Source organism: Leptospira kmetyi serovar Malaysia str. Bejo-Iso9 (genome assembly GCF_000243735.2).
GTDB lineage: Bacteria > Spirochaetota > Leptospiria > Leptospirales > Leptospiraceae > Leptospira > Leptospira kmetyi.
The window spans coordinates 2,817,072-2,836,110 of record NZ_AHMP02000003.1 but is presented as its reverse complement, the minus strand read 5'-3'; the positions used below and the strand labels follow the sequence as shown (position 1 = coordinate 2,836,110).

The following is a 19,039-nucleotide window of genomic DNA, read 5'->3' as shown; positions in this document are numbered from 1 at the left end:
ATGATTTCCACTCCGATTCAGACCCGATGGATGGACATGGACGCGTTCGCTCATGTGAGCAATTCCGTTTTCGTTTCTTATCTCGAAATTGGAAGAGTGGATTACTGCAAACGTCGCTTTAACGTGAAGGAAGTTTTCGAAGTTCCTTTTATTCTCGCGAGAATCGAAATCGATCTTAAAAAATCCATCGAGATGCATCATGTCGTCGAAGTGCAGACGAGCGTGACTCGGATCGGGAACAGTTCTTGGGATTTTCAATCTAGAATTTTAGAATCCAATACGAAGGAAGTTTTTGCGGTCGCAAGAACGGTCCAAGTCACGTTTGATCACGTCACCAAGTCGAGTGTTCCGATTCCTCCCAAGGTTCGCGCCGTTTTGGAAGAGGACCTTAAGATTTTCCAACGGCAAAGTAAAGAAGGCTGAAAGGCGGTCAAAACCTTTTCCTGAATCCGTGCTGTGGGAACTATTACATGATTCTTTGTAAAACAAAGAATGTAGGAACTACTACTTTTTCAAAAATCTCCTACAAAGCCCGTTTCTCCTAAGACGCGTTCAACGACCTTCAGCCCAGGATTCTTTTCTTGGATCGGTGCCACCGTAAAGTTTTCCGTTTGCAGGGTCTTTGAGAGAAATACAAGGCGCTCCGAAATCGTATTCCCAAACGTCTCGACCCACAACGTCGTAACCTAGATCCTTCAGCGCCTTGCCGCTTCGATCAAAGATATCTTTTTCCAGTTCGATTCTCCCCGGATAATAAGCGTGCGGAGAAAAAGAATCCGGCCAATTCAAAGAACGAAATCGAGGCGCGTTGACCGCTTCCTGAGGATTCATGCCGAATACGATCATATTCAAAAAAACTTGTATAGTCGCCTGAGTCTGCATGTCTCCGCCCGGCGTTCCAAGACTCATAAGAAATTTTCCGTTTTTAAAAACCATGGACGCGTTAGGCGTAATCGTAGGACGTTTTCCGGGAACAAGCGCCGAAGGATGATCCGGATCGAGTCTGAATTGAGTCATACGAATTCCGAGTGTGATGTCCCCTTCGATCATCGGAGATTGAGGAAAGTCGCTCGGTGTGAGCGATAAAGAATTTCCCTGCGGATCGATGATGCTGAGATAAGTCGTATCTCTTCCAACCTTTCCGTTTTTTTCCCAAAAGGAAGGTTCTTGATTTTCGTTCAACGCAAGCGTGTTTTCGTTTGTTCTTGATTTCGATCTTATCGAAAGCGGTTTCGTATTTCCCGTTTCCGTTCGCCGAATCAACGCGGTTGAATTCTTCAGCCCGGTAGGATTTCCATGAGCCGGAGTTTTTCCGAACGCACGCGGTTGTAAAAGTTTTCTTCGTTCCGCGGCGTAGGATTTGCTCAAAAGTCCGTCGATCGGAACGGAAACAAACGAAGGATCTCCGAAGAATTTTTCACGATCCGCCATCGCAAGTTCGATCGCTTGGATCACGGTATGAACATATTGAGGAGAATTGTGTCCCAAAGACTTTAAATCGATTCCGTCCAAAATCTGAAGTACGATCGGAACAACCGCGCCTTGATTCCAAGTTTGATTTGCGAAGATGGTATAATCACCGTATTCTCCTTGAAGAGGTTTTTCCCATCCGCCTTCGTAAGCGGACAAATCTTTTTGAGTGAACGTCCCGTCGTGTTCTTCGTGCGCTTTTACGATTTTTTGTGCGATCGGTCCTTCATAAAAAAATTTTCTCAAGGCTTCCAAGGATTGGTTTCGATCGGCGCCCGAACGTTTCGCTTGTGCTTCGGCGTTTGCAAGTTCTCGAAGGGTTTTACCTAAGAATGGACGTTTGAAAATTTCCTTGTGATAAAGCGGTTTCCACCATCGGTTTTCCAAATAAATTTCGGAGTTATACGGAAGAAGAAACGTGAAGCCGATTCTTTTGAAGATGTTCATATTCAGATTTCGCATTAATATCCGATGAACGGGAAACCCTTCCTCCGCGATGCGAATTGCGGGCGCGCTGACTTCCTCGAAACTCATCGTTCCGTATTTTTTCAAAAGCGCCACGATTACGTCGGGCGATGCCGGAACGAGTTGGGAAGAATATTTCAAAGTCGGAATATACTTATGACCTCGGGATTGAAAGTATTCGATCGTCGCTTTGCTCGGAGCCTTTCCTGCTCCGATATAACTTTCCACTTTTTGAGTCTTTGCATCGTGATAAAGCAAAGGCGCCACTCCCGGAAACGACGCTTCTTCTCCTTGCGTGACGTTTAATACGAGTAAGGCGGCGATTCCCGCGTCGGCCGCGTTTCCCCCGCGTTCTAAAATATCGATCGCGACTTTTGTGGCGAACGGATGTCCCGTCGCGACCATGATTTTGGAACCTTCCGCGACGGGTCTGTCTTCGTGATAAGGATCATAAAATTCTAATATTTCTTTCGGTCTGGAAAATAAGAAATATAAGACGTAGAGTAACGCGGCTCCGATGCCGACGCTAAGGGTGAAGTATTTTAGAATCCGATTCATCCGTTTTTTCCCTTTGAATTTCCCGTTGTGAGGTCGCTTGCGAGAATCGATTTTCCGATTTATGCAAGCATTTTTCGGTCAAAGTATAATTCTTCCGACAAATGAATCCAGTGAAAAAACGGCGTAGAAAAGAAAGACGAATGAACGCCTAATGTATGAGTTCCTACATTTACGGTTCTTATGTTTAAAATAAAAATATTCATTCTATTTTGTTTTAGCTTTGTCTCCATTCTTTCCTAAGCCCGATCCGTAAAGAGTTGTTTATCCGGAAATTGTCGAAATGGAAAAGGGGTTTCAATCGATTCTTTCGAGAAAACCGAAAAGCCGGGAAAGGGCGGTTACACTTGTGTAAACGGAGAAAGTTTTGACGGAATCTACGCGAACGATTTAGCGAATGGATACGGAAAATTAAAATATTTCGATGGAATCGTTTTCGAGGGAGAATTTAAAAACGGTCGTCCGGTTTCGAATTAAATCTCTTCGTCGGTCGTATAAGCCAAGATCAAAGAAGAAATCAGCGTTAACAAAAACTGCGAAAAAACCCAAAGCCAAACGATCAAACTCGGAAGAACGTTGATGAAGTTAAGAATGGAAATTGTCGGACCTACGTAAGCCGCGAGGGAAAAACAAATCGCGACGATCAAACCGCCAACGATTCCAGTCGGAAGAGAATCCTTAGCAAGACGAATCAGAATTCCTAAAAAGAAAACCTGAATGAGATCGGCCACGATCGGCCCCACCCAAAGGATCATTCCAACGGATTGAAAAAATCCTTTATAGGTAGGGTCGTAGTAAAAACGGGAAAAGAGCAGACTGCGAAGCGGTACGGAGATTACTTCCCAAAAACCGAAGGCGATAAATAGCCTTAATAGAAATTGATTCCAATCTTTCGCAGTTCTTAAACTCATTCTTATTTTCCTACGATGAAAACCACGTTCGTCGTTGCGGACCCGCCGATATTCAGCATCAGTCCGTTCTTAGCGCCTTCTACTTGGTAGTTACCTGCGGTTCCGGTAACTTGTTTGTAGAGGTCGAGCATCATACGAACTCCGGAAGCTCCGACCGGGTGTCCCACTCCGATGAGTCCACCGGATGGGTTGATCGGTTTTTTACCGTTGATGTCGATCACGCCGTCTTCGATCGCTTCGTGTTCTTTACCGGGTTGTGTGATTCCGAAAGCGGAAATCGCGGCATACTCGGAAGAAGTGAAACAGTCGTGAGTTTCAAAAACGTCGATGTCTTTCACTCCGAGTTCCGCTCTGTCGTAAGCGTCTTTTACGGTCTGTCTGGTCCAAGGGAGAATGTATTTGTCTCCTTTGGATTCCGCAACCTTTGCGTCAAAAGTGATCGGAGCCACTCTGTGTCCCCAACCTTTCAGTCTTGGGATGGAAGTGATCTTCTTTCCTCTTTTTTTCGCGTATTCTTCGGTATAAGATTTATTCGCGAGAACGACCATAGCAGCGCCGTCGGTTACTTGAGAACAATCGGTGATGCAAAGTCTTCCACCCACGGCCATATTGTATTCTCCGCCGCGTGCGTTTGCGTGTTCTTTGTTCATGAACCAAGAACGAGTTTGCGCCTTAGGGTTTCTCTTTGCGTTGTCGTAGTTGATTCTGGAAATTTCGGCAAGAGCTCCCATGAATCTTTGTTCCGGAAGTTTGTATCTTTCAAGAATTACGTCCGCGAGTTTTCCGAAAAGTTTCGGGAAAGGAAATTGAACTCCTTTCGCTTCTTTTTCATAATAAGCGGCCGTTCCTAAAAAGTCACCGCCTACGGAAGAACTTACGGTTTTCATGATCTCGATTCCGAGAACGATGGCAACGTCGTAATCTTTCGCGCGAATTTTCGTAGCGGCCGCGTCGAGTGCGATCGAGCCGGAAGCGCAAGCGGCTTCAAAACGTCCGCCGGGAATTCCGTAGAACGCAGGATCGACTTCGGTTAAGAATGCGCCCAAGTGACCTTGAGTTGCATACTGTTCCGCGTCGAAGTTTCCTACGAAAATTCCGATTCGATTTTGTTTATTAAGTTTTTTAATTTCATCGGGAGTAATTCCGACGGAAGCGAGTCCGTCTTGAACGGCTTCGCGCATTAAGGACATGAAGGTCTTTCCTTCTTTGGTCCAGTTTCTTTGAAAATCGGTTTGTTCCCCGCCGAGGACGTAAATTTTATCGCTCATGGTGATCCTGCCTCCGTAAATTATCCTTTGAAAAGTGAACGAGCGTCAAGCTTTTCCTTCAGCTCGTAAAACGGCTTCCCTGGTTTCGCTTTTGTTAATACTTCAGGAACCGGAAGTTTTGCTTTTTCGATCAGTTGAATCGCGTCTTTAGGTCCGCCTAAGAAATCGACGAATGCGGAAGCGGGAGCCCAGTTGAATCCTGTTCCCATCGCGAGATCCGCCATTTCTTTTGTGTCCACCACTTCGCCAACGATCGAAAGAGAGTAACTAACGTATCTTGCAATGAAATATCTCGCTAAGTCCGCTTCGAAACCTTTTGCTTCTTTTACGATGTTCATCGCGCCGATGTAGTCCGCTTCGGAAATTCTTCGGTTCGCCTGACGAATAAAATCGATGTCGAACTTAGGAACCGGCTCGTACAGATCCGCGCCTATATTATAGACTAACTTTTCTTTCTTACCGTCCGGAGTTTTGGACATCTTGTAAAGACCGCCGCCCGCTTTTCTACCGAGATCGCCTTTATCGATGAGCTTTTGGAAGTAACCCGGCATTTTAAAAGTAGAATGAGCCGCGTCCTTAGTCATTTCGTAGAGGTTGTCGACGATCGCTTTGTGAACGTCGAGACCTACGAAGTCCGCAGTGTCCAGAGGAGCCATCGCTCTTCCGGTGTATCCGCTCATGATCGCGTCCATAAGAGCGATCCCGCCTTTATCGGAATATTTTTCCGCGATTTGAGCGACTTCGTTGATGAGCTGAAATCCGATTCTGTTTCCGGCAAACGCGGGAGTATCGTTCGTATAAACGACCGCGCGGCCTAAAACCTTATCCAGATATTCGCCGAGTTGTTTGAGAACTTTCTTATCCGATCCTTTGTGAGAAACGAGTTCGCAAAGAATCATTTTGTAAGGAGGGTTAAAGAAGTGAGTCCCGAAATAATGCTTTTGTCCGTCTTCATCGAACGCTTTGGAAAGTCTTTCGATGGAAAGTCCGGAAGAAACCGTGGAAACGATTGTGCCCGGTCTTCTTGAACTTGCGATTCTTTTGTTGATCGGTTCTTTTACTTCGTAGCTTTCCGCAACGAGTTCGAAAACCCAATCGGATTCCGCGACCGCTTTTTCCAAATCCGCATCATACGAACCCGGAATCAGTCTTGGACGAATCGTATCGGTCTTAACAGAGCCGATTGCTTTCTCAATACCTTCTTTCGCTTTGCTTATGTCCCGTGCAAGCATGTGGACTTTTGCCTTTCCGAACGAGGCAACGATTGCCGCTGAACCGGCGCCCATAGTACCGTTCGCGCCTAATACTGTAACTGTTTTTATCTCTCTCATGAAACTATACCAATTCTTGGATTTTCAATGGAATAGGACCTGTTTAAAACAGCCGGGCGGGGAGGAAAGGTTTTTTTCACGCAAAATGGATATAGAATTGTTCTAAAACAGAACATTCGTTCTGTATAAACGGCTGTAAAACGTAAAAAGCCCTTATCAGAACGACTCGAAAAAGGCCATACTCACATTCTATGGCTTTCTAAAAGAATTTATCGATACCGATGATTCGGGAAAAAATAGTTTAGAAATCGGAAAGAAGGGTTTTATAAATCTCGAAATTTTCGGAATCGAAACAAACAAAGAATACGGTTCGAATCGAATTTTCCGTTTTTAAAAAATCCGAAACGGATTCGATCGCGATCTTTGCGGCTCGTTCTTTCGGAAAATGAAAAATGCCCGTACTGATATTCGGAAACGCGATCGTGGTTAAGGAATGTTCCGTTGCGATCCGCAAACTGTTTTTGTAAGCGTTTGCAAGAAGTTGATCTTCGTTTTTATTTCCGCCGTTCCATACCGGCCCGACCGTATGAATCACGAATCGGGAAGGCATTTTTCCGGCGGTTGTGATCACCGCTTCGCCGACTTTACAGCCGCCTTGTTTGTCTCGGATTTTATAACATTCTTCTAAGATTGCCGGACCGCCGGCTCTGTGAATCGCTCCGTCCACTCCACCGCCGCCTAACAGAGAACTGTTGGCGGCGTTTACGATCGCATCAACTTCTAGTTTCGTGATGTCGTCTTGGAGCAGTCGAATCACTGAAGAATGATCTGATCCACTTTATTCTTTCTGTATTTAACGAAAGCGTTTCCGTTTTGAGAATATCCTAAATAAGGACCGTTCTTTTGGAATTGTTTCCCGAAAACTTTTTCGGCGGCGCCGCGCTCCGCTCCGATCGGAACTCCTTTGTCAATGCCCGGACTGTTGTTTCCATACGCGTTGACTTGAAGAACGGAACCGATGCTCAGAAGGAATGAAGTTTCCTTCTTCGTATAAATATAAAATTCGCTTCCCGAAGATTTATCGACTTGGATCTTGTCCGGTTTTCCCCAAAGTTTAAGAAGGTCTTCGAGTTTATCGCCGGGACCGACTCCGCCCACCTTAAAGAAGTTTTGTTTCGCGTTTTGAGAAGGATCGGGCAATGTGATTCCGTGAAGTTCGGAAAGATATTTAGCCCAACCGGAGGAAGAATCGTAATTCTCCAGATAATACGTCGCGAGTTGTTTCGTTTTCGGAGTTTTTTCCTTATAAGATTCGAGCAGAACGTAATTTAAAATCGGTGTGAAGTTTTCATAAACGTAATCCGGATCGAGTTGCGTTTTTTGACGGATCGAATTGCCGATTCCCTGAAGATAGGCTTGGATGTCCGCATTCGATTTCGCTTTTTCACCGAACGATTGAACTCTTTTATCGACCATCGTTGCGACGGATTTAAAAACTTCAAGGGCCTTATCCTGATCGTCCGTCCAATACAAAACCACTCCGAAGTTGTTTGCAAGAGGAATGGAATTCTCCGCTCTTACCGTGTTTCCCGCCAAGGACTTCGCTACGTTCATATCGTTTTCTTCGGTTGAATAGGAAAGAAGAACCGCGTAATTCGAAATGAAATATGGATCTTCGGTCTTAACGATCACCTTTTGATAGGCTTCTTTCGCTTTGGAATAAGCGGCTTGATTTCCGGGAATCGCTCGCATAACGGCCCTTTTGCGAAGCCCACCCGGAAACACCATGGAATCCCGGAAAGAAGGCATGTCGATCACCGGTTTGATTTTAAGATCGTCGTTGCTCGCAGTCGCCATCCAAATCTTATGAAGACAAATCGCATAAGATTTTTCTAAATGAGTGTTTCCCGGAAATTTGGAAAGAGCCTTTTCGAGATTCGACTTCGCTTGGTCCAAATTTTTACCGAACTGAATGTCGTCGTACGTTTTTTCCAAGGTCGCAAGCAAAGAATAAAGTTCCTGTTTGTCACCGCTGAATCTGGAAAGACGATCGTTCGGAGAAGGATGACTCGTAAAATACAAAGAAGTCATGGATTCCGGACTTACCTTATCCAATTTTTTGCTTACGATATATTCCTTATACTGATTGTCGATGTCGCTCATCAATTCCAGAGTGCGGATCATATATTCTCCGCCGTATCCGGCTTTGTTAAGAAGTTGAAACCCCGTTTGATCCGCGTCGACTTCCTGTTCTTGGGAAAACTTTACGTTGTCCAACACGGCTTCGCCCGTTGGATTCTCCTTCAATTGATAGAATTTCTTAACAGCGTTAAACGTATGTTTGTTGTAATAGTGCGAAAGCTCGTGCGATAAAACGCCCGCGATGTATCGTTCCCGATAAAAACTCATCTTATCTTTTGCGTCGGGTTCCGAGTTCGCGATCACTTGATCCAAGATGTCCAAGGTTCCCGAGTTGATGCAAAACTGACCGCCCGCCATCGCGAACGCGTTAAACGAATTGTCCTGAATCAAATTGTAAACGATCGGAAAGGAAGGATTTCCCGAAGAATCGGCGAGTTTTCGAAACGCGGTATCGATCGGTTTTTTCCAACTGTTATGATCTTTCAGAACTTTTCTCGATTTGAGAATCGCTCCGTATTGATAGGCGCTTTGTCGAACGATTTGCGCGTAAAGTTCCGCGTCAAAATTAATCGTATTGCTCTTTTGAGCGCCGATCGAAAAGCAGAACGTCAGCAATGTAACGAAAAAGAAAACGGATTTTAAGGATCTTTGCATAATTCTCGCAACCTTTAGAAATTATTTATGGATTGGGAAAACAAAATCGTTTAAAAAATTCGATTGTCAAGCTGGATTCCGCTTTCTTGTTAATGCGAAAAACTGCGCGGAGAATGTTTCTTGTGTGCCGATTATTTATCCGGATTTGAAAAGAACTCGGACGAAAAAACGAGATTTCTTAAGTCTTGATCGGAAAAAAGACGCATATCGTATAATGCGTGATAGGGGTCTCCCTGAATTCCAAGGAGATATGCGAATGCAGGTTCAGTTTTCCATCCTTCGTTTTTCAGAAAACGAATTCTATTCTTAAAATTTTCTCCCGCGATGGAAAGAATTTTATGTTCGATTTGAAGATGAACGAATCCCATCTGTTCGAAGATCGGAACATTCTGTCCGAATATTTCATAAGAAAATTGTTTTGTTTGAAAACGGGCTAAAACGGAGGTAATCCCTTGATGCGAACCTTCCTTGAGTTCGAAATTTAAGAAATCGGAAAACGCGGATTTTAAAACGGAGGAGAATTCTTCGGACGTTCCAAAACAACAGAGAATATCCGCGTCGCTTAAGGAATGATCGATGTCCAACGGAATCGTTCCGGCGAGAACCGGATCGAATTTTGAAATTCTTTCCAAAATTTTATGCTCGGAAAGATCTTGAAAGAGACGTTTTTGTCGGAGATTTCCATTCTCCAGAGAATCCGAGGATAAAAAATAAGTTTCAAAATCCATAATATGAATTTTAGCGCGATGTAAGTCGGTTTTTCAACGGCGTGATACGTAGATCAAACCGAAATCAATCCTCTTCAGGTAAAAGAGGCGATATAAAATACGCGATGAATTCGAGTTTTCCGGTCGTTCCCGATTTTTGATAGATGGAGAAGGTTTGATTTTCGATGGTCTTTAAACTTTTTCCCCGTATAGCGGCGATTTGGTGATTGGACATTCCTCGAAGAAGGAGTAGAGCGATTTCCTTTTCCTTGTCGGAGAGATCCCATTCCTCCAATTGTCTTTGAAGGGATTCCCAAAAGGATTGATTGGTATGAACCAAAAGTTGATTTTTATTTTTGAGTCCTTCGATCGCGACCTTTGCGGATTCTATATCGGCTTGCGTATGTCTGATTTCTTGGAATAAGAAATAAATTCCCACGATGGATAAAAAACCGAACGCGGCTTCGATCGTCGTGAAGTAGGCTTGGGATCTTTCGATCCAGTTTATATCGAACGCGAACGTTAGGATCTCTTCTATAATCCAGAGAAAAATTAGAAAAACATAAACAGAAAAAAAGTAGAATCGTTTTTCTTGGGGAAACCAGAGTCTCATTTTTACCTTCTCGGAAGAATCCAATGAAAATTAGAAATTCTTCCCTTACCGAGTCAAGTCGTATAAGGACCGCCGAAAATTCTTAGGTAAAAACCACTAACCTAAAAAACGTTTCTGAGTACTTTCCGCAATTGCAGGGAACACCTATTGCGACGAACTTCGAAATCGATACACTGAACGCGTATTCGAGGAAGAATTCGATGAAACGTTCACTTTTTGTTTTCGAGAAAGCTGGAAAAAACTTTTTTCATAAAATTATCGAAACGACGATCGTTCCGGTTTTCGTTTCGAGCCTATTCTTTACGGGATGTATTTTTCCACAGGAAAGATACGCTTCTTATCCCGGTTTAAGTCCGACCGACTACGTTTATAAAGGCGATCTGCAAGGTTTGGAAAATGCTCTTCGATCCGGTCAAGGCATCAATCAAAGAGATCCTTTTTTTAGAAATTATACTCCGTTGATGGTTGCGGCTCGCGAAGGAGAATATCTGATCGCGGAATATCTCATACAACAAGGAGCGGACGTCAACGCAAGGACAAGAGACGGTCATACAGCTTTGATGATGGCGGCTTTCAATCGTTATCCCGAAATCGTAAAACTTCTGATTCGTTCCGGCGCAGATCTGCACGCGACGACCACCCAAGGACATACGGCTTGGTCCGAAACTACATTAGAAGATTCTAAAAGAGTTCAGGAGATTCTTCTCCAAGCGGGGGCCGGTAAAAGATAATGAAACGAATTCGATATTTTTTACCGGGAATTCTCGTTTTGTTTTTCGAATCCTGTACGATCGACACTTCCGGTTGCGAAAAGAATTGCGACAATCAGTTGTCCACTTGTCTTCTTGTCGCGGTCAATACGGGAACGGCCAATCAATCCCTCGCGGTTCCGTTTCTCTGTTATCAGATTTGCGATAACTGCAAGGACAATTGCAGGGTAAGAACTTCTTCGGGAAGCTCGGGTGGACCGAGTGCGAGAACCGGAGGCGGGAGCGGAGGAAGAGGCGGTGGTGGCGGACATAGTAGCAGCGGAGGAGGGGGAGGTCATAGCGGCGGCGGAAGCGGAGGAGGAAGCGGTGGTGGTCACGGAGGCGGCGGTCATGGCGGAGGTGGAATTTTGACCCTTTGACGTCCTCGAAAAAAAGCGCGATCGATTCGTTCTCGTTCGTTTAAAAAAATGCGGTCGAATGTTCCGTCGATTTGTAGAAAAATAATTTCTCTTTGGGTCTCATTGTATAAAATAAACAAGGGCGGAGCTTTTCGGCAATCGCCTCGGGAACTCGAATGGAACTTTCAGGATGGATCCGAAAAATCTATAAGGACAGGGATTACCTCACCCGTAAAAAAGCGCTTCATCTTTTCGTATTCAACGTCGCTTCCATAATGCTCGGTATTTCGTCTAACTTCTTTCTTTGGTTTGCCAAAGGACATATGATTCGCGTCGGATTTTCGATCATGACGTTGGCGTCCGTCGTTTCCCTGATCCTTTTGTTGAAAAAGAAATTCGATTGGGCGGTTCATATCATTTTACTTTCGAGCTTCGGGGCCGTTACGATCGGCTGGTATTTCGGTTTATCTCGATTGAACGTCAGCGTGGACATGGGAAATAAGAATATCGTTCTCGCGATACTCATTATGATTTTCTTATATTTCGCAAACGTAAAACGTACTCTTTTGATCGCGGGATATTGTTTCATCCTGATCATAATCGACGAGGTTTTGATGACGGATCATCAGGACTTGATTCATATCGCGGATCGGATCGGACTTTTTGCGATGTTCGTCGTGATCTCCATTCTCGCCGTACAAACGTTACACGGATCCGTTGAGGAAAAGAACGAACTGATTCAGGAAATTCATCATAGAGTGCGGAACAATCTGCAGGTTTTATCGGGTTTGGTGGAAATTCACAGCGGCTCGGATAAGGATAAGGTCGAAAACATCCTTTCCGATTTTCAGGATAGAATTCTCGCCATTTCTCAGGTTCACAATTATCTTTATAAGTCCGAGAATTATTTCGACATCGACTTCTCGGAGGTGATCGACGAAATCATTAAAAACCTTTCGGATAAATTCGATAAAAAGGCGATTCAGGTGCGCGTGGAAAATTCAGCGGAGCCGGTCTTTTTAAGAATCGAAAGCGCGCTTCCTTGTGCGATGATTTTCAGCGAACTTCTTTCCAACTCCCTCAAACACGCGTTTCCGAGTGAAACGGATCGGGGAAACGTAAACGTCCTTTTTCAAAGGGAAGGAAACAAATATCGACTTGAGATCAAAGACAACGGCGCTGGAATTTCGGATTCCAATCTATGGATGAAACCGAAAACTTCCGGTTTTACTTTGATTCAGATTCTCACGAAACAGATTAAGGGAAGTTTTAAGATTTTATCCGCGTCCGGCTCCACGGCGATTCTCGAATTCGGAAATTGATTCACGTCGAGCGCGTTACGAACTCAAAGAACGACTTACGCAAGAATGCGAGCGGTCGGCCGACGAATCAAGAACGTTTAACGCGCGTTTGATCGATTCTTTTAGAGAAGATGATCGATTACGATGGTGATGTTTACCGCGAAAAGATGAAGAATCGAAAAGAAGAAGAACTTTCTTGCGGATTGACGTTCCGGGTTTTGGATCAGACGATAGGAAAGAATTCCCATCCAAATACAAACCAGTAAGGTCGTGACCAAATACAAAGGTCCCATCGAAGGTTCTAAAAAGTAAAAACTAATGCAGGAAATTGAATATAGAATCGTATAAAAGAAGATCGATTTGGCGGTTTGTTCGATCCCTTTTACGACCGGAAGCATCGGAAAGTCCGCGTCCGAATAATCTTCCTTTAGAAAAATCGCAAGAGCCCAGAAATGCGCCGGGGTCCATAAGAAAATCATTGTGAACAAAATCCAGGCTTGGATCGGCAGAGAATTTCCGATCGCCGCGTACCCAATCAAAGGTCCCACACAACCCGCAACGCCTCCGATCACGATATTCTGGGTCGTTCTCGGTTTTAAAAGAATCGTATAAAGAAAAACGTAGGAAAGTAGGGCCGCAAACGCGCACAAAGCCGTAAGAAGATTTACGTAAACCGTAAGAAGATAAAAAGACAAACCCGTCATCGCAAAGCCGACTAACGTTGCTTGGGCGATTCCGATTCTTCCGGAAGGAATCGGGCGGTTGGAAGTCCGTTTCATTTTCGCGTCCCGATCCTTTTCGATCACCTGATTGAAGATAAAGGAAGCGGAAGACATCAAAAACGTTCCGAAAAGAGTCACTGCGATCAAAAATCCGGAAGGGGATTGTTCTCCCGCGAGATACAAACCCGGAATGATCGTCGCCAATACGAGAGAAGTCACTCTCGGTTTAATCATCTGATTCCAATCGGAAAAGAAAGTGGAACTTACCATCATACTATCCTGAAATTATCTTTCAGGCCTCCGTTCGTTCTCCGAAGTCAATGTCACGGCTCTGGAAATTAGGGAAAGATAAGAAGTCGTCAAAAGAAGAACCGCAAATCCGGTGTGAAGAGCGGTCACCAATTTCGGAAGTCCGAAAAATACATTCAAAATTCCTAAAATGATTTGAGCGACTAAAAGATACATGGAAATCTGAAGAAATCGTTTCGCGTTGGACGGAAAATTCTTCCAAATCGCAAAGCCGAGCGCAATCGAAAGAAGAATCGCCACCGAATACGCCCCGAATCTGTGAATGACTTGAATTTTAACGATTTCTAATGGATGATTCGGGATCCATTCTCCCCAACAAGTGGGAAAGTCGGGGCAGGCAAGGCCCGCATAATGGGAACTAACGCGTCCTCCGAGGACGATCTGCGTCACGATTCCGATCAAAAGAAGAAAATAAAAAACATTATCTTTTCTGAATATGGAATCCGCTTTGACGAAAATCTCCCTTTGGTGAACCGATTTCTCTCTCGAGTCGATCGACACGGTAAGAATCACCAAAAAGAACGCGATCGCATTGAGCAAATGAAGATTCACGGAAGTCGGATCGAGTTTTAAGGTTACGGTCAATCTTCCCAAGTTGATTTGAGAAATCAAAAGTAGAATCGCAAGCCCCAAGTAGATTCCGAATTCTTTTCGAAGGGTTTTATCCGCAAAAGTCCAAACGGTAAGTCCTAAAAGAATCAATCCTAAAAAGCCGGAATAATAACGATGAGAGACTTCCATAAAAATCTGAAAGTCGAACGTTGGAAATATTTTGCCGAAACAAAAAGGCCAATCGGGACAGGCAAGCCCGGAGCCGGTCGCTCTCACCAAAGGTCCGTAGAGCAGATTCAAAAAGATGAGAATGCTCAAGAACAAAGAGATTTTATAAAACAGGCGAAATTTAGATGAAAGGTCCAAGTTAGAGTTCATTCTTTCCCGTGAACCCTCGCAAGAGGTTCTCAAATACCATACTCGGAAAACGGTCCTTAAGGGCAATGAAAGTAAAAATTAAATATTACTTCCAAAAAAACAGATTCATCCAATCCTGTCCTTGAATCTTTCAAGATTCCATTCTTCAAGAGAATGAGAATCAATTACAGGAGCCTTTCTTCCATGGCACAACACGACTATAATAAACCGGGATTCTGGACTTTCATCGTTGTTCTCGTAGGAAACTTAGTATTCTTTACCTACATTTCTTTTCTTCATCCGGGAGTGAAAGAACATTCTCTCAACCTACCTGCGAACACTCAGGCGAAGTAATATCGGGAGTTCACTCCGGAGTTAAGAATCTTGATTTTCAAAAATTCCCTGATTTCAGGGATCGTTCTCTGCTTTTTTGCAACTTCTCTTTACGCGTACGATCCCGCGGCTCGGTTTGATAAGAATGAAAAACCGAAAGAACTCGAAGGGGTCGGAGTGAAAGAGAGGTTGGGAAACCAACTCGACCTTTCTCTTTCTTTCCGCGACGAAACGGGAAGACCCATTCTTTTAAGTTCCTTCTTTAAAAAAGACAAACCGGTTTTACTTTCTCTCGTTTATTACAAGTGTCCCACCTTGTGCAACTTTCATCTCAACGGAATTACGGATACTCTCAAAAAATTAAATTGGGAAGTGGGAAACGAATTCGAATACGTAGCCGTTTCCTTTGATCCGAAAGAAACCGCGGATCTCGCGCAAGCGAAGAAGAACGCTTACATCAAAGAATATTCTCGCGGCAATGGAAGAGGTTGGCATTTTCTTACGGGAGATCAAAAAGAGATCACGGCTCTTGCCGAGTCGGTCGGATTTTCTTATAAATGGAATCCGGACAACGAACAATGGATCCATTCTTCGGTTGCTTATGTCATCACACCTTCCGGAAAGATTTCCCGTTATCTTCACGGCATCACGTTCGATGAAAGAACGTTGAAACTTTCTCTTTTAGAAGCTTCGGGCGGTAAAATAGGGGATTTCACGGATCAATTCGCCCTTTTTTGCTTTCAATTTGACCCAGGCAAAAATACATATACTTTGTACGCTTATAATATGATGAAGTTGGGTGGTTTCTTCACTCTTCTCATTCTGGCGGCGTTCTTGATCCCATTCTGGATCAGGCATAACAGAAATTCCGAACTCATTAGGAAGGAGTAACTTCAAAAAAATGACCTGGTTGAACCTCATTACGGCAACAAGTTTCATGCCGGTTCAGGCTTCCGAAGTAGCAAAGAATGTAGATAATCTCTATCTCTTTCTACTCGTATCCAGTCTGATCTCCTTTGTCATTCTCATCGGGGGAATGACTTGGTTTATTTTTAAATACAGGAGAAAGACCGACAACGATAAGACTGCCTATATCACTCACAATACTCTGGCAGAATTTCTTTGGTCCTTTATCCCCTTAGTAATCATGATCGTGATTTTCTGGTGGGGCTGGGTGATTTTCGCAGACCTCAGAAGAGTTCACGATAAAGGCGATATCGAAATTCACGTAACCGCGAGACAGTGGCAGTGGACTTTCAAATATCCGAACGGTGTGACCGTTGTTTCTCCTAACGCGACTGAAAAGTTGGACACTCTTTTTCAGCCGAACGGAATTTACGTTCCCGTTGGAAAAACGGTTCGTCTTGTTTTGACTTCTCAGGATGTTCTTCACTCTTTCTACGTTCCTGCCTTCCGGAATAAGATGGATGCGATCCCTGGACGTTATACTACTTTGACGTTTACTCCGACCGAAAAGGGAGACTTCGTAGTTTATTGTACGGAATTTTGCGGAACTTCTCACTCCAATATGCTTTCCGCGATTCGTGTTGTGGATTCCGAAACTTTTGATAAATGGTATGCGGCTGCCGGTAACGTGGATCTTTCCAAAGTTCCTCCTGCCGAACTCGGTAAAAAACTCTACGCTGAAAAAGCTTGTGCGGGTTGTCACTCGATCGACGGTTCTCGTCTGGTCGGTCCTTCCTACAAGGGTCTTTTCGGAAGCGCGAGAGAATTTGAAGCCGGTCCGGGCGCGACCGCGGATGAGAATTACATTCGTAAATCCATTCTTCAACCGACCGCTCAAGTCGTAAAAGGTTATCCGCCTGCGATGCCTTCTTATCAGGGACAGCTTTCGGACGACGAAATCAACGCTCTGATCGAGTATATTAAAACCCTTAAATAGGAGAGGACATGTCTACAGCAACTGCAAGTCATACTGACAACTACCTCAACCACGAAAAGGGAATCTGGTCCTGGCTCACTACGATCGATCATAAACGGATCGGGATCATGTATTTCTTTGCGATTATGTCATTCTTCCTTTTGGGAGGAATTTTCGCTCTTCTGGTTCGTATCGAACTTTTTACTCCGGGACAAACTCTCGGTTTCGTAACTCCGGATATTTACAATAGAATGATGACTTATCACGGCGCCATTATGGTGTTCATGGTAATCGTTCCCGGAATTCCTGCGATCTTCGGAAACTTCATTCTCCCGATTCAACTCGGTGCAAAGGACGTTGCGTTCCCAAGATTGAACCTCGCAAGCTGGTATATCTTTATGAGCGGCGCGGCGATCGCAGCGTTTTCCCTTTTCACTCAAAAAGTGGATACCGGTTGGACGTTCTACACCCCTTATTCCATCTCAAACTCCGTTTCCAACGGTGTGATTATGCTGGTTATGGGCGCCTTCGTAATGGGATTTTCTTCCATTCTTACCGGGTTGAACTTTATCGTAACCACTCATAAACTGAGAGCGCCTGGAATGACGATGAACCGTATTCCTTTGATGGTTTGGGCGCTTTATGCGACTTCCATCATTCAGGTTCTTGCAACTCCGGTTCTTGCAATCACCCTTCTTCTGCTCGTTGCGGAAAGAACTCTGGGCGTTGGGATTTTTGATCCGACTCTCGGCGGGGATCCGGTTCTGTTTCAGCACTTCTTCTGGTTCTATTCTCACCCTGCGGTTTACATCATGATTCTTCCTGCGATGGGTGTGATTTCCGAACTAGTGACCACTTTCTCCAGAAAGATCATTTTCGGTTACACTGCGATTGCGTATTCTTCTCTTGCGATTGCCGCGGTTTCCTTCTTGGTTTGGGGTCACCACATGTTCGTGTCCGGTCAGTCCGAGTTTGCGGGAGTTTTATTCTCCTTCATTACGATGCTCGTGGGAGTTCCTACGGCGATCAAACTCTTCAACTGGATTTCGACGATGTATAAAGGATCCGTTCGTTTGGACGCTCCTATGCTTTTTGCGATCGGATTTATGTTTCTTTTTACCATCGGCGGTTTGACCGGTGTGTTCCTCGCTTCCACAGGGATGGACGTTCACTTTCACGATACTTATTTCGTGGTCGCGCACTTCCACTACGTGATGGTGGGTGGAACTTTGATGGCCGTGATGGGCGGTTTGCTCTACTGGTTCCCAAAAGTTACCGGTAAAATGACTTCCGATCTTTTAGGAAGAATTTCCTGGGTTTTTATCTTCACTGGATTTAACGTAACTTTCTTTCCGCAGTTCATTCTTGGATCTATGGGAATGCCGAGAAGATACTACGACTACTTACCTGAATTCACCAGCTTAAACCAAATTTCCACAGTTGGATCTTGGTTGATCGGAACCGGATTCTTGGTAGGACTTGCGGCAGTGATCCACGGATTGATCGCCGGAAAAGAAGCGGGCGCGAACCCTTGGGGTGGAAAAACCCTCGAGTGGACGATTCCTTCTCCACCTACTCACGAAAACTTTGAAAAAACTCCGACAGTAACGGGAGGACCTTATGAGTACCGCTAAGCACGCGGAATTTCACCATGCTCATCACTTTGACAGTGCTGAGCATCAGTATGACGCTTCTAAACAAGGAATCTGGTTATTCCTTGTTACGGAAATTCTAATGTTTGGCGCCCTCTTCGTGGGTTATACCATTTACCATTCTTTGTATCCTGAAGTGTTCCACGCGGGAAGTCATCACTTGTCCGTTCCGATGGGAGCGTTCAACACTGTGGTTCTTCTTTTCAGTTCGTTTACGATGGCGTTGGGAATTCACTACGTTCAAGTGGATAAGAAAAAAGAAGCGATCATCGCTCTTGCGGTAACCGTTCTTTGTGCACTTACGTTTATGGTCGTGAAGTATTTCGAATATTCCGCGAAGATCCATCACGGACTTCTTCCGGGAAAATTCTTTACTAACACCGAGATGGGAGACATCAAAAACGCGGCTATGTTTTTCGGTTTTTACTTCGTAATGACCGGGATTCACGGATCTCACGTTTTGATCGGTGCGGGTCTGATCATTTGGGTCATGATCAAAGTGATTAAGGGAGAAGTGAATTCTTCCTACTACACTCCGGTAGAAGGCGTTGGTCTTTTCTGGCACGTAGTCGACTTGATTTGGATCTACCTCTTCCCGCTTCTTTATTTGGTGAGTTAAGGCGTAGTTCCGACAAACCTCGCGATCTTTAGAAAGTGAGGTTTGCGTTTCGAAAGAATCGAATACGATTCGTTTCAATAAAACCCCGGCTTTAAAACCCGGGGTTTTTTATTTTCATTCGGCGGACTTCTTTGTCGTGCTCAGTCGT

19 protein-coding genes and 1 pseudogene are annotated in these 19,039 nt (G+C 44.5%); 10 read left to right on the top strand and 10 right to left on the bottom strand.

Going from position 1 to position 19,039, the window contains the following annotated elements; all coding sequences use genetic code 11:
- Positions 1 to 423, top strand: a complete 423-nt coding sequence (locus tag LEP1GSC052_RS15685) for an acyl-CoA thioesterase (RefSeq protein ID WP_010573303.1) — start codon at positions 1 to 3, stop codon at positions 421 to 423.
- 129 nt (positions 424 to 552) lie between these two features.
- Here LEP1GSC052_RS15685 and LEP1GSC052_RS15680 read toward each other — a convergent pair whose 3' ends face one another.
- Positions 553 to 2,493 carry a gamma-glutamyltransferase family protein gene (locus LEP1GSC052_RS15680; protein ID WP_010573304.1) on the bottom strand — a complete coding sequence of 647 codons (1,941 nt, stop codon included), beginning with the start codon at positions 2,491 to 2,493 and terminating at the stop codon, positions 553 to 555.
- A 180-nt stretch (positions 2,494 to 2,673) separates the two neighbouring features.
- Here LEP1GSC052_RS15680 and LEP1GSC052_RS21035 point away from each other — a divergent pair.
- Positions 2,674 to 2,967 (top strand): annotated as a pseudogene (locus tag LEP1GSC052_RS21035) (hypothetical protein).
- Here LEP1GSC052_RS21035 and LEP1GSC052_RS15675 read toward each other — a convergent pair.
- The 7 genes from LEP1GSC052_RS15675 to LEP1GSC052_RS15645 form a co-directional block, all read right to left on the bottom strand.
- Entirely contained in the window at positions 2,964 to 3,401 is a 438-nt protein-coding gene (locus LEP1GSC052_RS15675) for a hypothetical protein (protein ID WP_010573305.1), read from the bottom strand. The pseudogene LEP1GSC052_RS21035 and the gene LEP1GSC052_RS15675 overlap by 4 nt on opposite strands.
- A 2-nt stretch (positions 3,402 to 3,403) precedes the next feature.
- Positions 3,404 to 4,669, bottom strand: coding sequence for an acetyl-CoA acetyltransferase (locus tag LEP1GSC052_RS15670; protein WP_010573306.1), 1,266 nt, complete (start codon positions 4,667 to 4,669; stop codon positions 3,404 to 3,406).
- A 20-nt stretch (positions 4,670 to 4,689) separates the two neighbouring features.
- Positions 4,690 to 6,000, bottom strand: coding sequence for a 3-hydroxyacyl-CoA dehydrogenase family protein (locus tag LEP1GSC052_RS15665; protein ID WP_010573307.1), 1,311 nt, complete (start codon positions 5,998 to 6,000; stop codon positions 4,690 to 4,692).
- A 241-nt stretch (positions 6,001 to 6,241) separates the two neighbouring features.
- Positions 6,242 to 6,757, bottom strand: coding sequence for an O-acetyl-ADP-ribose deacetylase (locus tag LEP1GSC052_RS15660; protein WP_010573309.1), 516 nt, complete (start codon positions 6,755 to 6,757; stop codon positions 6,242 to 6,244).
- Positions 6,754 to 8,736 (bottom strand): M48 family metallopeptidase, encoded by a 1,983-nt coding sequence (locus LEP1GSC052_RS15655; protein ID WP_010573310.1) that lies wholly within the window; start codon positions 8,734 to 8,736, stop codon positions 6,754 to 6,756. Before LEP1GSC052_RS15655 ends, LEP1GSC052_RS15660 begins: the two co-directional genes overlap by 4 nt.
- 131 nt (positions 8,737 to 8,867) lie before the next feature.
- Positions 8,868 to 9,464, bottom strand: coding sequence for a DUF4269 domain-containing protein (locus LEP1GSC052_RS15650; RefSeq protein ID WP_010573311.1), 597 nt, complete (start codon positions 9,462 to 9,464; stop codon positions 8,868 to 8,870).
- 64 nt (positions 9,465 to 9,528) lie between these two features.
- Entirely contained in the window at positions 9,529 to 10,056 is a 528-nt protein-coding gene (locus tag LEP1GSC052_RS15645) for a helix-turn-helix transcriptional regulator (protein ID WP_040913642.1), read from the bottom strand.
- 200 nt (positions 10,057 to 10,256) lie between these two features.
- Between LEP1GSC052_RS15645 and LEP1GSC052_RS15640 the strand changes: the two genes are divergently transcribed.
- From LEP1GSC052_RS15640 to LEP1GSC052_RS15630, 3 genes are all read left to right on the top strand, one after another.
- Positions 10,257 to 10,787, top strand: coding sequence for an ankyrin repeat domain-containing protein (locus tag LEP1GSC052_RS15640; RefSeq protein ID WP_040913640.1), 531 nt, complete (start codon positions 10,257 to 10,259; stop codon positions 10,785 to 10,787).
- Positions 10,787 to 11,185 (top strand): hypothetical protein, encoded by a 399-nt coding sequence (locus LEP1GSC052_RS15635; protein ID WP_010573314.1) that lies wholly within the window; start codon positions 10,787 to 10,789, stop codon positions 11,183 to 11,185. Before LEP1GSC052_RS15640 ends, LEP1GSC052_RS15635 begins: the two co-directional genes overlap by 1 nt.
- Positions 11,186 to 11,340: 155 nt before the next feature.
- Entirely contained in the window at positions 11,341 to 12,486 is a 1,146-nt protein-coding gene (locus LEP1GSC052_RS15630) for a sensor histidine kinase (protein ID WP_010573315.1), read from the top strand.
- Between the two features lie 101 nt (positions 12,487 to 12,587).
- Here LEP1GSC052_RS15630 and cyoE read toward each other — a convergent pair whose 3' ends face one another.
- Both cyoE and LEP1GSC052_RS15620 read right to left on the bottom strand, forming a co-directional pair.
- Positions 12,588 to 13,457, bottom strand: coding sequence for a heme o synthase (gene cyoE, locus LEP1GSC052_RS15625; RefSeq protein WP_010573316.1), 870 nt, complete (start codon positions 13,455 to 13,457; stop codon positions 12,588 to 12,590).
- 15 nt (positions 13,458 to 13,472) lie between these two features.
- Positions 13,473 to 14,426, bottom strand: coding sequence for a COX15/CtaA family protein (locus LEP1GSC052_RS15620; protein ID WP_020985901.1), 954 nt, complete (start codon positions 14,424 to 14,426; stop codon positions 13,473 to 13,475).
- Positions 14,427 to 14,579: 153 nt separating this feature from the next.
- On the opposite strand from LEP1GSC052_RS15620, the gene LEP1GSC052_RS21320 reads away from it, so the two are divergent.
- Genes LEP1GSC052_RS21320 through LEP1GSC052_RS15600 form a run of 5 tightly spaced genes read left to right on the top strand, consistent with a single transcriptional unit; the run spans position 14,580 to position 18,891 of the window.
- Positions 14,580 to 14,759 carry a hypothetical protein gene (locus LEP1GSC052_RS21320; RefSeq protein WP_051185371.1) on the top strand — a complete coding sequence of 60 codons (180 nt, stop codon included), beginning with the start codon at positions 14,580 to 14,582 and terminating at the stop codon, positions 14,757 to 14,759.
- Between the two features lie 30 nt (positions 14,760 to 14,789).
- Positions 14,790 to 15,629 carry an SCO family protein gene (locus LEP1GSC052_RS15615; protein ID WP_010573319.1) on the top strand — a complete coding sequence of 280 codons (840 nt, stop codon included), beginning with the start codon at positions 14,790 to 14,792 and terminating at the stop codon, positions 15,627 to 15,629.
- Between the two features lie 10 nt (positions 15,630 to 15,639).
- Complete coding sequence (gene coxB, locus LEP1GSC052_RS15610; RefSeq protein ID WP_205872815.1) at positions 15,640 to 16,641, top strand: cytochrome c oxidase subunit II; 1,002 nt, start codon at positions 15,640 to 15,642, stop codon at positions 16,639 to 16,641.
- An 8-nt stretch (positions 16,642 to 16,649) separates the two neighbouring features.
- Positions 16,650 to 18,254 carry a cytochrome c oxidase subunit I gene (gene ctaD / locus LEP1GSC052_RS15605; protein WP_020986643.1) on the top strand — a complete coding sequence of 535 codons (1,605 nt, stop codon included), beginning with the start codon at positions 16,650 to 16,652 and terminating at the stop codon, positions 18,252 to 18,254.
- The gene (locus tag LEP1GSC052_RS15600) at positions 18,241 to 18,891 is read left to right on the top strand and encodes a cytochrome c oxidase subunit 3 family protein (RefSeq protein ID WP_084492244.1); all 651 of its coding nucleotides are present in this window, start codon (positions 18,241 to 18,243) and stop codon (positions 18,889 to 18,891) included. The genes ctaD and LEP1GSC052_RS15600 overlap by 14 nt, the downstream gene beginning before the upstream one ends.
- Positions 18,892 to 19,039 lie beyond the last annotated feature (148 nt).